Source organism: Promicromonospora soli, from assembly GCF_014653785.1.
GTDB classification, from domain to species: Bacteria; Actinomycetota; Actinomycetes; order Actinomycetales; family Cellulomonadaceae; genus Promicromonospora; species Promicromonospora soli.
In genome coordinates this window covers 318,252-333,514 of the sequence record NZ_BNAS01000004.1, presented here as the reverse complement: position 1 = coordinate 333,514, position 15,263 = coordinate 318,252, and the positions used below count along the sequence as shown (strand labels likewise).

Genomic DNA, 15,263 nt, shown 5'->3' with positions numbered 1-15,263 from the left:
CCGTGGGTCTCATCGGAGCACGAACCCGGGCACGAGCGGGTCGGCGGGGTCGACCACGAAGAGGTGCTCGCCCGTGCGGTAGGCCATGCCGGTGACCTGCGAAATCACTGCGAGGGAGTCGCCGACCCGGGTCGTGCCGACGACGGTGCCCGTGAACGTCGACCCCACTATCGACTCGTGCAGCAGCGTCGCGCCGCCGACGCCGACCCGGCCGTCGTCGGCCAGGACGGCCAGCCGCGCGGCCGTGCCCGAGCCGCAGGGCGAGCGGTCGACCTGGCCGTCGGCGAACACGGTGACGTTGCGCTGGCGGACGGTGCCGCGGTGGTCGTCGCTGGGGTCGCTCGCGTCGCCGAGCTCCTCGTGCAGGATCGTCCCGTACACGCCGCTGAGGCGCGGGTCGGTGGGATGGACGGCCAGCCCGTCCGCGTCCAGCGCGCGCTTGACCTCGCGGCCCACCGCGATGAGGTCCCGGTAGCTCGCCGGGTCCACCGGCAGGCCGAGGCTCGTCGCGTCCACGCTCGCGTAGAACGCGCCGCCGTAGACCAGGGTCACCGCCGTGATGCCCCGTGAGGTGCGTACCGGCAGGTCGCGGGCCACCACGTAGCTGGGGACGTTGACGAAGTCGACGGCGACCGTGCGCCCGCCTTCCCGGTGCACCCGCGCGGTGACCCGGCCCGAGGGCACGTCCACGACCACTTCGACGACGCCGTCGACGGGTGCCGGGACCAGGCCGGTGTCCACCGCCCAGGCGCCCAGGGCGATCGTGCCGTGCCCGCAGGCCGTCGAGAACCCGTCCTTGTGCCAGAAGAGGACGCCGAGGTGGGCGCCGTCGTCGTCGGGCGGAACGATGAATCCGCCGTACATGTCCGCGTGACCGCGCGGCTCGGAGCACAGCGTGCGCCGCAGCTCCTGGGCGTCCGTGCTCGTCAGCGCGCGGGCCCGGCGATCGGCCACCGAGTCGCCCGGCAGCGGCACGGGCACGTCCGCCACGATCCGGAAGGGTTCGCCGGCGGTGTGGTAGTCGGTGGCGGCGACGGTCTGCGTGATCACGCCGTCAGCCCGCGGCTTCTGGCCGGGCGTCATCCATGGCCCGCGCCGGTTCGTCCTCGTCCTTGAACACGCTCATCCCGGTCACGACCAGCGTCGTGAAGAGCGTGACGAGAATGCCGATGACCCACAGCGTCCACTGCAGGAAGGGCCAGGGCGCCAACGTCCCGAGGAGCCAGAAGCCCCACGCCAGCCCGCCACCCACAAGGATGACGATGATGATCCCGATCAGCTTGCCCGCGTCCACCTTTCGGCGCTGCTGCTGCCGCTCGACGCGTGTCGAGACCACCCGGCGCGCGGTCCGTACGGCCAGGTGATTCACCGCCTCCTCCAATGCGGACTTGCCTTCTCCCGCCGGCATGTCGTTGTGGATGCTGACCAGCCTGTGCAGCCGGCGCTCGGTACCCGGCAGCACGCCGACGAACGAGGCGATGGCCGACAGGACGGCACCCATGGTTGGTAGAGCAACCGACACGATCGACACGATCTCCGAGGTCGTCACGCGCAGGAGCCTATAGATGCGTGCGGGTCGCAGGCCACCACCGCCGCCTCCACCAAAGGTCGTAAGGCAAGTGCCTGCTCGCGGGCGATGTGGTCTGGCGACCGTCCCGACAGGCTTGGGTCGTCCGGAAGAAAGCCCCCGGACCAGCCCGAACACCTGCCAGCGCAAGGAGCGCGACGATGCTCTCGTCCCACGACCACACACCCGTCGAGCGGCCGGACCGCGCCCTGTCGGGCAGGCCTGGCGGCATCCGCCCGCCCGCCCGCCGTGCCGCCGCACTCACCGCCTTGGGCATCCTGGCCGTCAGTCTGGCCGCCGGTGCCCCGGCCTCCGCGGCAACTGCCACGACCGCCGTCGAGCCGACGCCGCCCCCGCCGATCTCGGCACCGGCCGGCGAGCGCCCGCTCGTGCGGTCCGACGTCGACGCGTGGCTGGACGGCCTGCTCCCGGCCGCGCTGGAGAGCGCCGGCATCGCCGGCGGCGTCGTCTCGGTGGTGCACGACGGCGAGATCCTCACAACCCGCGGCTACGGCTACTCCGACACGGGTTCGACGGGCGGCGAGGCGGTGCCGGTCGACGCCGAGAACACGCTGTTCCGCCCCGGCTCCGTGTCCAAGCTGTTCACCGCCACCGCCGTCATGCAGCTCGTGGAGAGCGGCGACCTCGACCTGGACACCGACGTCGCGGAGTACCTCGACTTCGACGTCCCGCGGTCGTTCGACGAGCCCATGACGCTGCGCTCCCTGCTCACTCACACCGCCGGGTTCGAGGAGCGGATCGGCGGCCTGATCGGCGCCGGCGACACGGCGGTGAACCTGCGCGAGGCCCTCGCCACCGAGCCCCCGGAGCAGATCTACGAGCCGGGCACCGTCCCGGCCTACTCGAACTACGGCAACGCGCTCGCCGGCTACGTGGTCGAACGGGTCAGCGGCATGCCGTTCGAGGAGTACGTCCAGCGCAACGTCCTGACGCCGGCCGGCATGACGTCGTCGACCTTCGAGCAGCCACTGCCCACCGGCCTGGGCGACCGGATGTCGAACGGCTACGCCACGTCGTCCGCGGCCCCCGGCCCGTTCGAGATCGTCGGTACGCCGCCGGCCGGCTCGCTCACCTCGACGGCGCCCGACATGGCGCGGTTCATGCTGGCCCAGCTCGGCGAACCCGGCGCGGGCGAGCTGCTCGAACCCGAGACGCTCGACCTGATGCACGCCCCCGCCCTCGACGAGAGCACGCTGGGCAACCTGGCGGCGGGGCCGCGGATGACGCTCGGGTTCTTCGACGAGAGCCGCAACGGCCACCGGATCGTGGGCCACGGCGGCGATACCCAGTACTTCCACTCCCACCTGCAGATCTACCCTCAGGAGCGCACGGGCATCTTCGTCTCCCTGAACAGCACGGGCAACAGCGCCTACGCCAGCCTGGCGCTGCGCGAGTCCGTGCTGCACGGCTTCAGCAACCGGTACTTCCCCGCGAGCACAGCGCCCGACGCCGCGGCGTCCGGCACGAGCGTGGAGTCCGGCGCCACCGAGGCGACGGCCAAGGAGCACGCGGCGATCGCCGAGGGCAGCTACGTGGCCTCGCGCGGTATGCAGAGCACGTTCCTGGCGGCGCTCGACGTCTTCAGCAGCACCCAGGTCACCGCGCGTGCGGACGGCCGGCTGCTCATCACCCCTGGTCCGGGCACCGACTCGCCGGCCCTGTACGAGGAGGTCGCGCCCTGGGTCTGGCGAGAGGTCGGCGGGCAGCGCACGCTCGGCATGCGCGCGGTCGACAACAAGGTCCAGGCCATCGGGTACGAAGGCGCGTTTGCCCTCCTGCCGGCCCAGCCGGAGCGGACCCGGGCCGTCGCGATCCCGGTGCTCGCGGGATCCGCCCTGATACTGCTGGTGACCGCCGTCGCGTGGCCGGTCGGCGCGATCCGGCGCCGGATCCGCAAGCGTTCCCTGCCAGCGGCCGCCGGGCGGCAGCGCCCGGCGGGCAACGGGCGTCTGCGCCCGGAGGGCTCTGGGGGCGCGGTGCGTATCCTCACGAAGATCGCGGCGGTCTGCGTCACGCTCGCCCTCGCGGGCTGGACCATCACCGTCCTGACCGTCATGAGTCTCCAGGACGTCCCGGTCGCCTCGCTGCGGCAGCTCCAGGTGCTGCAGGGGCTCGGCGTACTCGGGCTGGTCCCGGCTGTGCTGCAGGTCGTCGACGAAGTCCGGCACCGGCGCAGCTCGGCCCGGATCGTGGGCGCCGTGCTGGTGGTGCTCGCGCTGGCCGGCGCCGCCTGGTTCGCGATCGAGTTCCGCCTGCTCGCGCCGTCGGTATCGTACTGACGATGCCTACGACCGATGGCACCACGGTGCTCGACGACGCCGCGGTCCCGGCGCGCGCCAGCCGGCTGGACGCGCTCCTCACCCGCCTCGGCGTGACCGGTGCGCCGGCGCGGGACGGCCTGCTGGCCGCCTTCGTCACGCTGCTGACGGCGGGCATGCTGGTGCTGCTCTTCGAGTACGTGCTGGAGGCGGAGGACCTGACCGTCGGTCCGGTGCAGAGCGCGGTGCTCGCGGCCGCCACGTGCGCCCAGGCGGTGCCGCTGGTGCTGCGCCGGACCCGCCCGATCCTCTGCCTGGGGCTCGTGGCGGCCTGCCAAGTGGTTGTCGTCGCGGTCTCGCCGCCGGACCTGTCGGTCGGTGGCATACCGCAGGTCATCGCCGGATACACGATCGGCACGCTGCTGCCCGCCCGCAGAGCCCTGGCGGTCACGGGCGCAGCCGTGCCGGTCGGGGCCTTGACGGCGGCGGTGACCGCCCTCGTATCGGGCAACGGCCTGCTGCTGCCTGTCGCAAACCATGTCCTGGCGGGGATCGCCACCTATATGGTCAGTGCCCTGGTCGGCGGGGCGGTGGCGACCCGCCGCCGGTACGTCGTGCTGCTCCGCCTCCGGGCGGCCGAGCTGCTCCGCACCCAGCGCGCCACCACCCAGGCGGCGATCTTCGCCGAGCGGTCGCGTATGGCCCGCGAGCTGCACGACGTCGCCGCGCACCACCTGTCCGGCCTCGTCGTGCAGGCGGCCGCCGTCGAACGGCAGATCGACAGCGACCCGGAGGCCGCGAAGGCCGGGACCAGATGTATCCGCGGGCAGGGCAAGGAGACGCTCGACAGCCTCCGTCTCATCGTCGGGGTGCTCCGGGAACGCCCTGGTGCCGACGGAGCCGGCGCCGACGCGCACGACGCCCCGCCCCCTGGGCTCGGCGCGCTCGACGGGCTCGTGCGGACGGCGCGCACCCTGGGGGACGCCGTGGACCTGGTCCGCGAGGGTCCGCCGCGCGCGCTGGCCCCCATCGCGGACGCGGCGTTCTACCGCGTGGCGCAGGAGTCGCTGTCGAACGCCCGCCAGCACGCCCCCGGTGCGCCGGTGCGCACGACCGTGCGGTTCGGGGAGCGGGAGGTCTCGCTCGAGGTGGTCAACGAGCCGTCCGCGGGGGCCGCCACGGCGGACTCGGCCCGGCAGGGCATGGGCCTGATCGGGATGGGGGAGCGGGCGCACCTGGTGGGGGCGACGCTCACGACCGGTGCGACGCCGTCCGGCGGATGGCGGGTCCGCCTGACGCTCCCGCTGCACCACGAGCCGGCGCGTACCGTTTCGGACGCCGAGACATCCGCGGCTCCCGCGGCGCTCCTCGAAGGGGGACAGGAATGATCAGGGTCATGCTCGTCGACGACCAGGCGGTGGTCCGGGCGGGGTTCCGCTTCCTGCTGGAGCAGGCCGACGACATCGAGGTGGTCGCCGAGGCCGCAAACGGTCCGACGGCGGTCGAGCTCGCCCGCCGGCACCGCCCCGACGTCGTCTGCATGGACGTGCGGATGCCGGGCGGTGACGGCCTTGCCGCGACGCGCGAGATCGTGGCCGGCGAGGCGGCGCCGGCGGTGCTGGTCGTGACCACCTTCGACCTCGACGAGTACGTGTTCGGCGCCCTGGAAGCGGGCGCGTCCGGGTTCATCCTCAAGGACTGCGAGCCGGAGGAGCTGATCGACGCCGTCCGCCGTCTCGCCGACGGGCACGGCCTCATCGACCAGGCGGTGACCCACCGGGTGATCACGGAGTTCGCGCGCCGCAAAGCCCCGCCCGCACCGGCGTCGGACGCCGGGGGGCGGCTCACGGCCCGCGAGGCGGAGATCGTGCGGCACCTCGCCCGCGGGCTGTCGAACGCGGAGATCGCGAAGGAGCTGGTCGTGGAGACCAGCACCGTGAAGTCCCACCTCGGCCGCGCGATGGCGAAGGTCGGCACGCGCGACCGGCTGCAGACGGTGGTCTGGGCCTACCAGAACGGCCTCGCCCAGCGCTGATCGTCAGGCCAACGGCCCCGGCCAGGCGTACGGCGGGCATGGCGTGCGGCGTGCGGCAGGCGCGGGGCGCGAAGCACGGCGGCAAGGTAGACCCGGGTGACGGGTTTCCGGGCCTGCTGAAATGCGTTCACATCTGCCTTGCTGAATTCGCCTGTGCTGAACTATTCAGCGCAGACCGCAAACCCAACGCCCAGCCGAACGTAGTTCAGCCCACCTGGCACCCACCGTCAGGACCTACCTCGCCTCTCGCTGCGGGCTGCTTCGACCCGTGGCTTCGCGCAGCCCCGGCCCGCCGTCGCTGACCGGCTGGGGCTAGCGCGGAGGGGCGCCCGCGGGCACGCCGTCGGTGACGAACGGGGCTGGGTCGAAGACGCCGAACCGCTCGCGGTACTCCGCCGCGCGGCCGGGCCACAGGAGGGTGAGCCGCCCCGAGCGCTCGTCCACGTACCAGCTCCGGCACCCGCCGCGCAGCCACACCGTCCCCGCTGCGCGCCGGTCCACCTCGCGCGTGTACGCGGCCTCGGCCGCCGCGGACACCTCCAGCGGCCCGCCGCTCGCGTCCAGGTGGTCGAGCGCCCCGAGCACGTAGCCGACCTGTGCCTCGATCACCTCCAGGGCTGAATGATGGCCGAGCCCCGCATTGGGGCCGTCCAGCACGAAGAGGTTCGGGAAGCCGTGCACCACCGTTGAGGCGTGGCTGGTCATGCCCTGCGCCCAGTGCTCGGCGAGGGTCTGCCCGCCGCGGCCCGTCACCAGGTGCGCGAACGGCGGGCGGGTGGTCTCGAACCCTGTGGCCAGCACCAGCACGTCCACCTCGTACCGGGCGCCCGACGCCGCGACCAGCGTCGACCCCTCGATCGCGACGGGCGCGCTCGGCTCGAGCGTGACGTGCGGCTGCTGCAGGGCCGGGTACCAGTCGTCGCTGAACAGCGCGCGCTTGCAGCCCACCGCGTAGTCCGGGGTGAGCAGCGCGCGCAGCGCCGGGTCCGGCACCTGGGCGTGCAGGTGCGCCTCCGCGCGCTCCCGCAGCGCGGCCTCCGCCGTCGTGCCGGCGATGCGCGCCTCGAAGAGCCGGTCGGCCTCCTCCGCCAGCGACGCACGGTCCGGCCGGGCCTCGCCGGGTGCGTACGCCCGGTCACCGCGCGGCAGCACCCACGGCGGGGTGCGCTGCAGCACGACGACGGACGCCGCCCGCCGGGCCACCTCGGGCACGAGCTGCACCGCGCTCGCGCCTGTCCCCACGACGCCGACCCGAAGCCCGGCGGGCAGCTCCCGGTCCCACCGGGCGGAGTGGAACACGCGACCCGGGAACGTGCCGAGGCCCCGGATCTCGGGCACGCGCGGATCGCTGAGCCGGCCGACCGCCGTGACCAGCACTCGCGAGGTGAGCGGTCCGCGCGAGGTCGTCAGGTGCCACGTAGCGGCGTCCTCGTCCCACCGGGCGCCGCTGAGCTCCGTGCCGAGGCGCAGGTGCGGGGCCAGTCCCTCGGAGCGTGCGACGTCCCGTACGTACTCATGGATCTCGGCGCCCGGGGCGAACACTCGCGACCAGGAGGGCTGCGGCAGGAACGAGTACGAGTACAGGGCGCTCGGGATGTCGCACGCGACGCCCGGGTAGACGTTGTCGCGCCAGGTGCCGCCGACGTCGTCGGCCCGCTCCAGGATCGCGAAGCCGGTGCGGCCGGCGCGCCGCAGGCGGGCGGCGAGCCCTACCCCGGCGAGCCCTGCTCCGACCACCGCCACGTCCACCTCGGTGTCCGTCCTCATGTCTGTGGCCGGGTACGCCGCCGTCACCCCACCTGCTCGTACGTCGTGGTGCGCTGCCGCACCGGCCGGCCCAGCTCGGCGGCGAGCCGCGTCACGTCCGCCACCGACAGCTCCCGTCCCTGCTCGGGACCGGCATTCGGGTCCAGGACGCCGTCGAGCAGCACGCCACCCAGGTCGTCGGCGCCGCCCGCGAGCACGCGCTGCGCGCCGCGCATCCCGAGCTTGGTCCACGCCGCCTGCACGTGGTCGATCCGGCCCGCGAGCATCAGCCGCGCCACCGCGTGCAGTGCGCGGCTCTCCCGCAGGGTCGCCGTGCGCGCGGCGGGCACCGGCACCGGCGACTCCGTCGGTAGCCACGGCATCGGGATCAGCTCCGTGAACCCGCCGGTCGCATCCTGCACGCGGGCCAGCGTGCGCAGGTGCCGTACCTGGTCGCGCGCCGACTCGGCGTGCCCGTACACGATCGTCGCCGTGGACCGCAGGCCCGCGGTGTGCGCGGCGGTGACGAGCTCGACCCAGCGCTCGGCCGGGATGTCCGTCCCGCCGGTGAGCAGGGCCCGGATCCGGTCGTCCAGGATGCGCGCGCCCGTGCCCGGCACCGTGTCGACGCCGGCCTCGCGCAGCTCCCGCAGCCAGTCCGCCAGGGGCAGTCCGGCGCGGGCGGCGCCGTCGGCCAGCTCAGCCGGGCGGAACGCGTGCAGGTGCAGGCCCGGCCCGCCCAGCTTCACCGCGCGGGCCAGGGCGAGATAGCCCTCCGCGCCCGACGCCGCCGGCGGCGCCCCCTGGGCGCACACCTCGGTGGCGCCGAGCGCCACGGCCTCCGCCGCCAGCTCGGCGACCTGCTCGGGCGCCAGGCCCAGCGACGCGTCGATGTTCCGGTTCACCGCGTAGGTCACCGCGTCGCCGGTCCGGTCGCGGCGCACCTGGTCCGCCAGCGCGGCGAGCTCCTCCAGGTCGGCGCCGTCCGCGCCCAGGAGCTCGACCCAGGCGGCGTCGTCCAGGCCCGCGGGGTCGGCCTCGGCGTCGGCGAGCAGCCCGCCCAGCCTGCCCGACGTCGTCCCGCGGCCCGGGTGCACCAGGCCGTTGTACACCGGGGCGGCCCCATCCGACGTCGAGACGTTCTCCCCGGCCGGACCCGAGGCCGGGAACTCGCCGAGGAGGGCGTCGTGGCGGGCCAGGCCGTAGTCGTCGGCGAGGGCAAGGACCCTCGTCCGCAGCCGGTCGTCGAGCCAGTCCGCTCCGTCCCGCGCCTCGCGCAGGTAGTGCGGGTGCGCGGTGAGGCGCTCGCGCAGCGTGTACCCGCCCTCGCCGGTGAGCCGCGCCAGGTCCTCGATCTGCGGCCACGGCCGCTCGGGGTTGACGTGGTCCGGGGTCAACGGGCTGACGCCGCCCCAGTCGTCGATGCCGGCGCGGACCAGGAGCTGGAGCTCGGCGGCGTCGGTCAGGTTGGGCGGGGCCTGCAGGCGCATCCCCGGGCCGAGCAGCACCCGCGCCACCGCGACGGCCGCCGCGTACTCCTGGGTCTCCAGGTCCTCGGCGCCCATCATGGCCGTAGCGGACTTCGCGCGGAAGTTCTGCACGATCACCTCCTGCACGTGGCCGTGCCGGGCGTGCGCGTCGCGCAGCGCCAGGATCGAGTCCACGCGCTCGGCGTAGTTCTCGCCGATGCCGAGCAGCACGCCGGTGGTGAAGGGGATGCGGGACCGGCCGGCGTCCTCGATCACGCGCAGCCGCAGGGCCGGGTCCTTGTCGGGGGAGCCGAAGTGCGCCTGGCCCTTCTCGGTCCACAGCCGCGAAGAGGTGGTCTCAAGCATCATGCCCATGGACGGGCCGACCGGCTTGAGCCGCTGCAGCTCCGCCCACGACATCACGCCCGGGTTGAGGTGCGGGAGCAGCCCCGTCTCGTCGAGGATCAGGCGGGCCATGTGGCCCACGTAGTCCAGCGTCGAGGCGTAGCCGTGGTCGTCGAGCCACTGCCGGGCCACCGGCCAGCGGTTCTCCGGCCGGTCGCCGAGCGTGAGCAGGGCCTCCTTGCAGCCCAGCGCCGCGCCCTGCGACGCGACCTCCAGGACGGCGTCGGCCTCCATGTACGGCGAGATGCCGGCCTTGGCGAGCTTGCCCGGCGACTGGACGAAGATGCAGTAGTGGCACCGGTCCTGGCACAGGTGCGTCAGCGGCACGAACACCTTGCGGGAGTAGGTGATGACGCCGGGACGGCCGGCTTCCTGAAGACCGGCGTCGCGCATCGTGCCCGCGACGGCGAGGAGCCGGTCCAGGTCGGCGCCGCGGGCGTGCAGCAGCACCTCGGCATCCGCCCGGCCGGGGGCTGTGCCGCCCCCTTCCTCCAGACGGTCGAGGGCCGCGTCCAGGACCGGACGGTCCGGGGTCGGCTGGTCAGCGCTCTGTGAAGGCATGCGCAGGGTCAGAGGAACACTCATGGGCCCACCTCGGGTGCAGGAACCGGATCGGGATGGTCCGGAGGGGACTGGCCGACACTATGTCATCGGGCGATGGGTCTTTGCGTCGTCCGACGACGGGACATTTCGGGTCACCCGGCGTCGGCGAGGGTGCCCTCCTCGGAGCTGACGAGGGAGTCGATGGTCGCGAAGAACGCCTTGATCCCGGGCAGGTTCGCGCCCTTGACGCGCGAGGCGGCGAAGTCCTCGGACGAGCGCCACTCGACGATGTCCAGCCACTCGTCGTTCGGCAGGCGCACCAGCCGCGCCGCGAGGAACCCGGCCCGGTCCGAGCGGAAGTCGTCGAGCATGGCGGGTCGCGCAGCAAGCATCGCGTCGGTCTTCTCGGGCAGCACCCGGAACCGGGTCAGCTCCACGGACGTGCTCATCGTTCCTCCTGCTTTCGCCTGGGATGCGGGGCGTGCGGTCGGGGACACCGTAGGTGAGTCAGGCGTCAACGGGTTCGGCCACACACAGCACCAACTGTGAACATTGCCCGGATCATCCAGGCGGCGCGCTGGGGACTGAGTTGTGCGACACCGACTCTCGCTCGGGGGCGAACCTTGCGCCGATAATTCTGGGGAACACTGCGATAATCGACCCGCCCGAGCGCACCCGCGCCTGTGGCGGGCGAGGACGCTGGAGTCGTGATGATCAGAGAGCCGCGAAGCGCGTTCGTCGGCCGTCATCGCGAGTTGGAGACCATCCGGTCGCTCCTCGACGCATCTTCGCTCGTGACGCTCACGGGCGTCGGCGGTGCAGGCAAGACCCGGCTCGCGATGCGCGTGGCGAACCAGTACGCCGAACACGAGGGCATCGACTGCTGGTTCGTCCCGCTCGAGTCCGTGCAGGACCCGCAACGAGTGCCGAGCGCGGTGGTGCGCGCCCTTCCGCTCGCGGACCAGTCGGCGCGCGATCCGCTCGAAGCGGTCGTCGCTGCGCTTCGCGACACGCCCGCGATCCTGGTCCTGGACAACTGCGAGCAGATCATCGATGCCGCCGCCTCGTTCACGGACGACATTCTGCTCGCGCTCCCGCAGCTCACCGTGCTCGCGACGAGCCGTCGCCCGCTCGAGCTCGACGGCGAACTCGTCTACACGGTGCCCCCGCTGTCGATCGAGGCCGCTTCGGACCGGCCGTCTGAGGCGGTGGCGCTCCTCGTGGCCAGAGCGCGTGCCGCCGACGCCGCCTTCGAGCTCGGTCCGACGGAGGTGGAAGCCGCCGTCGAGCTGTGCCGGTCCCTCGATGGGCTGCCGCTCGCGATCGAGCTCGCGGCGACGCGTCTGCGGACCCTCTCGATCGCGGAGCTCGCGAGCGGTCTCTCTTCCCGATTCACCCTCCTTCGCGGCGGCTCCCGCAGCGCCGTCGGGCGGCAACGCACCCTGCGGGCGGTGGTCGACTGGAGCTACGAGCTGTGCGCACCCGACCATCGGGAGCTCTGGTGCGCGCTCGCTGTGTTCTCCGGCCCGTTCGACCTCGAGGCCGCTGCGGCGGTCGGGGGTTACACGATCGACGACGTCGTCGATCCCCTCGACGAGCTCGTCGCGCAATCGGTCGTCGAGCCGGATCATGAGACCGGTCGATTCCGGATGCTCGAGACGATCCGCGGCTACGGGCGCGAGCGCGCCGAGGAGGAGGGGCGGTCGCCGTTGCTGGCCCGACGCCACCTCGATCACTTCGCGGCCGTCGCGGCGAGTTCGCGAGTGGACTGGTACGGCCCCGGCCAGACCACGGTCCTCGCGCGACTGCGCGCCGACCGGGCCGAGCTGCAGTCCGCTCTCACCGTGGCTACCGCGATCGACACCGACGCGGCCCTCGCCGTGTTCTCCGATCTGCGCTACCACTGGGCGGTCGGCGGGTTCATCCCCGAGGGACGTGGCTGGGCGACCCGCGTGCTCGCCCTGCCGGGTGGCTCCGCCACCCATCGGGTTCCGGCTCTCATCAACGCCGCATGGCTGTGCCTGCTGCAGGGTGATCTCGACGAAGCGGCGGCGCGACTCGACGAGGCGGACAGCCAGACGCCGTGCGCCTCGCTCTCAGCGGACGGCGCGGCCATGATCGGTGTCGAGATCCACCGCTGGCGCGGCACGCATGCGATGTTCTCCGGCCGGCCCCGGGATGCCGTCGGCGAGTTCGAAGCGTCGATCCGCGGCGCTCAGGGGTGCGGCCATCCCGAAGAGGCCCTCCTCGCGCAATTCCAGCTCACCACGGCGCTGAGCCATCTCCGCGAGCCCGAGGCGGCCCGTGCCGCGAGGGACGCACTCTCCTACGCCGAGTCCGTGCACGAGAACTGGATGCGCTCGCACGCCCTGTGGTCGCTCAGTCTCGCCGCGTTCGTCGAAAGAGACCTGAATACCGCGGAACGGTTCGCGCGGGAGGCCATCGTTGCCGATCGCGGTTTCGACGATCCCGTCGGCGAGTGCCTCATGCTCGAGGTGCTCAGCTGGGTCGACGCCGAGCGCGGCCTGGCGGATCGGGCCGCGATCCTGCTGGGGGCGACCGACGCCCGCTGGCGGCTCATCGGTTCGGCTATCACGGTCCACGGGCCGCAGCTCGCGGCTCATCACGATCGGTGCGTCGATGAGCTCCGGCGGCGGCTCGGCCCCCAGCGGTACGACAAGCTCGTCGGTGCGGGTGGACACCTCGTCCCCGACGAGGCGGTCGCATTCGCCCTCGAGCCGAAGACCACGGTCGGGGGCGGGCTCAGCGCGCGGGAGCGCGAGGTGGCGATGCGCATCCGTCGCGGGATGACCAACCGTGACATCGCCGAGGAACTCGTGCTCTCGGTGCGCACCGTCGACACTCACGTGCAGCGCATCCTCGGCAAGCTCGGTTTCTCGTCGCGCGCTCAGATCGCGGCCTGGTACGAGGCGACGTTCGCCTCCGAGTCGATTACGTAGTCTCACGGATACCGCCACCTAGCCTGCGGCGACACGCTGGGCGAACGACACCGACGTCGACCCAGCAGGTGCGCGACGTCCGGCATCGCGACAGCGAACCCGTGTGCATCTCGTCCGAAAGGCACTGATTCTCCGATGACTGCGCTAATCCGCCCCCGAATCATCCTCGTCCACGGCGCCTGGGTTGGCCCATGGGAGTTCGAACCGCTGGTGCAGATCCTGCGGGAGCGCGGCTGGGAGGTCGACGCGCTCGATCTTCCCTCGACCGGGAGCACCGAGGGCATGCTCCAGGATGCCGCGGCGATCACCGCCGCGATCGATCGCGCCGGCGGACCGGTCGTACTCGTCGGGCACTCCTACGGGGGCGTGCCCGTGACCGAGGCGGGCGATCACCCCGCGGTCGAGCGCATCGTGTACGTCGCGGCGTTCGCGCTCGACGCCGGTGAGAGCGTCATCGCCTCGATGGGCGGCTCCCTCCCCGAGGTGTGGGGCACCGCCGACGGTCAGCTCACGATGGGCCGGAGCCGAGACGAGCGCGTGGACCTGATCGCCGCGGACATGCCCCCCGGAGTTCCGCGCGAGGCATCCGAGCAGCTCGCCGATCTGTTCCGACCGCAGTCGCTCGCCTCCTTCGGCGACGAGGTCTCCCGCGTCGCATGGCGGGTGAAGCCCGCGACCTTCATCCTCACCGAGAACGACGCCGTCCTCCCGCCCGCGTTCCAGGAGTCGCTCGCCGTGCGCAGCGGCGCCGAGATCGTCCGTATCCCTCACGGTCACGCGCCGTTCCAGGAGGACCCCGCCGGCTTCGCGGACTTGCTCGAGCGCGTCACGGCCGTCTCGTCCGTCGCAAGCTGAACGCTCCACCCGGACAGCCGAGCACCTGAAGCGGGTGCCAGGTCTGCTGAAATTTATTCGGCCTGGCCCCGCCTGGTTCACCTCCGCTGAATCGTCCAGCAGAGCTGACGAACACCAGGCTGGGGCGAACGTAATTCAGCCCACCTGGTAACCCGCCGAGAGGGCACCACACGCCCTGCCGCGACCTGCGGGAGGATCGTCCGATCGGCGCCACGTAGGCGACGTCGAGAGGGCACCGGACCAGTACGCTCCAGCCATGCCTCACACGGTGTACGTCATCGGCGCCGGTCCCGCCGGCTTGGCCGCAGCAGCCGCCCTGAAGTCCAAGGGCGTCGACGCCACGGTCCTCGAGAAGTCCGAGCACGTCGGCAATGCCTGGCGGCACCACTACGACCGCCTGCACCTGCACACCACGCGCGGCCTCTCGCAGCTTCCGGGCCTCCCGATCCCGCGCGAGTTCGGTCGCTGGGTCGCCCGGGACGACGTCGTCCGCTATCTCGAGGCGTATGCCGCACACCATGACCTGCGGATCGAGCACGGTGTGGAGGTCAGTCGCCTCGACCGCGCCGACGGCGCCTGGACGGTCACCACCGCCGAGGGCAAGCGCGCGGCCGACGCCGTCGTCGTCGCCACCGGCTACAACCACACCCCGCACGTGCCGGACTGGCCCGGCCAGGACTCGTTCCCCGGGCAGGTCGTGCACGCGAGCCGATACCGGAACCCGGCCCCGTACGTGGGCCAGAACGTGCTGGTGGTCGGCGCCGGGAATACGGGAGCCGAGATCGCGCAGGACCTCGCCGAGAACGGCGCTGCGAGCGTCCACATCGCGATCAGGACGGCGCCGCACATCGTCCCGCGCAACCAGGGGCCGTGGGCCGCGCAGTACACGGGCCTGCTCGTGCGCCACCTGCCGACCGCCCTCGTCGACGCCCTGAGCGTGCCCGTGCGCAAGGCCAGCTTCCCGGACCTGTCGCACCTCGGCCTGCCGATCCCCGAGGTGGGCCTGGCCACCCGCGTCGCCCAGGGCGCTATCCCCGTGCAGGACATCGGCCTGGTCGCCGCCGTCCAGGCCGGGACCGTCCGTGTGGTGGTCCCGATCGAGCGGTTCGACGGCGGCGAGGTGGTCCTGTCCGACGGTGCCCGCCTGACCCCTGACGTCGTGCTCGCCGCGACCGGTTACCGTCGCGCGCTCGAACCGGTGGTGGGCCACCTTGGCGTGCTCGGCGACCAGGGAAAGCCGATCGTCACGAACGGCCGCCCCGCTGCGCCGGGCCTCTATTTCACGGGCTTCACCAACCCGATCAGCGGCATGTTCCGGGAGATGGCGGCGGACGCCCGCCGGATCGCACGGAACGTCGTCGGCGGCCGCTAGAACACAAGGACCACCAGCGGGACGGTGCCTGA

At 72.8% G+C, this 15,263-nt stretch carries 11 protein-coding genes; 6 read left to right on the top strand and 5 right to left on the bottom strand.

The features are described 5' to 3' along the window. Positions 1–9: 9 nt before the first annotated feature. Both IE250_RS14620 and IE250_RS14615 read right to left on the bottom strand, forming a co-directional pair. Complete coding sequence (locus IE250_RS14620) at positions 10–1,050, bottom strand: proline racemase family protein (RefSeq protein WP_229872469.1); 1,041 nt, start codon at positions 1,048–1,050, stop codon at positions 10–12. A 4-nt stretch (positions 1,051–1,054) separates the two neighbouring features. After that, positions 1,055–1,549, bottom strand: coding sequence for a hypothetical protein (locus IE250_RS14615; protein ID WP_189670005.1), 495 nt, complete (start codon positions 1,547–1,549; stop codon positions 1,055–1,057). A gap of 179 nt (positions 1,550–1,728) precedes the next feature. Between IE250_RS14615 and IE250_RS14610 the strand changes: the two genes are divergently transcribed. The 3 genes from IE250_RS14610 to IE250_RS14600 are packed head-to-tail and all read left to right on the top strand — an operon-like array spanning position 1,729 to position 5,881. Beyond that, complete coding sequence (locus IE250_RS14610; protein WP_189670004.1) at positions 1,729–3,867, top strand: serine hydrolase domain-containing protein; 2,139 nt, start codon at positions 1,729–1,731, stop codon at positions 3,865–3,867. A gap of 2 nt (positions 3,868–3,869) precedes the next feature. Continuing rightward, on the top strand, positions 3,870–5,234 hold the full coding sequence (locus IE250_RS14605) for a sensor histidine kinase (RefSeq protein WP_189670003.1): 1,365 nt from the start codon (positions 3,870–3,872) through the stop codon (positions 5,232–5,234). After that, positions 5,231–5,881: a response regulator gene (locus tag IE250_RS14600; RefSeq protein ID WP_189670002.1), complete on the top strand. Its 651-nt coding sequence runs from the start codon at positions 5,231–5,233 to the stop codon at positions 5,879–5,881. The genes IE250_RS14605 and IE250_RS14600 overlap by 4 nt, the downstream gene beginning before the upstream one ends. A 312-nt stretch (positions 5,882–6,193) precedes the next feature. On the opposite strand, the gene IE250_RS14595 is transcribed toward IE250_RS14600, so the two are convergent. The 3 genes from IE250_RS14595 to IE250_RS14585 form a co-directional block, all read right to left on the bottom strand. Beyond that, the gene (locus tag IE250_RS14595; protein WP_189670001.1) at positions 6,194–7,648 is read right to left on the bottom strand and encodes a flavin-containing monooxygenase; all 1,455 of its coding nucleotides are present in this window, start codon (positions 7,646–7,648) and stop codon (positions 6,194–6,196) included. 23 nt (positions 7,649–7,671) lie between these two features. Next, complete coding sequence (cofG, locus tag IE250_RS14590; protein WP_189670000.1) at positions 7,672–10,086, bottom strand: 7,8-didemethyl-8-hydroxy-5-deazariboflavin synthase CofG; 2,415 nt, start codon at positions 10,084–10,086, stop codon at positions 7,672–7,674. Between the two features lie 110 nt (positions 10,087–10,196). Next, entirely contained in the window at positions 10,197–10,493 is a 297-nt protein-coding gene (locus IE250_RS14585) for an antibiotic biosynthesis monooxygenase (protein WP_189669999.1), read from the bottom strand. 261 nt (positions 10,494–10,754) lie between these two features. Here IE250_RS14585 and IE250_RS14580 point away from each other — a divergent pair, with 261 nt between their 5' ends. The 3 genes from IE250_RS14580 to IE250_RS14570 all read left to right on the top strand — a co-directional run bounded on the left by IE250_RS14580 (position 10,755) and on the right by IE250_RS14570 (position 15,231). Next, complete coding sequence (locus tag IE250_RS14580) at positions 10,755–13,004, top strand: ATP-binding protein (protein ID WP_189669998.1); 2,250 nt, start codon at positions 10,755–10,757, stop codon at positions 13,002–13,004. Positions 13,005–13,139: 135 nt separating this feature from the next. After that, complete coding sequence (locus IE250_RS14575) at positions 13,140–13,859, top strand: alpha/beta hydrolase (protein ID WP_189669997.1); 720 nt, start codon at positions 13,140–13,142, stop codon at positions 13,857–13,859. A 256-nt stretch (positions 13,860–14,115) separates the two neighbouring features. Next, positions 14,116–15,231, top strand: coding sequence for a flavin-containing monooxygenase (locus IE250_RS14570; RefSeq protein ID WP_189669996.1), 1,116 nt, complete (start codon positions 14,116–14,118; stop codon positions 15,229–15,231). The last annotated feature ends 32 nt before the right edge of the window (positions 15,232–15,263 follow it).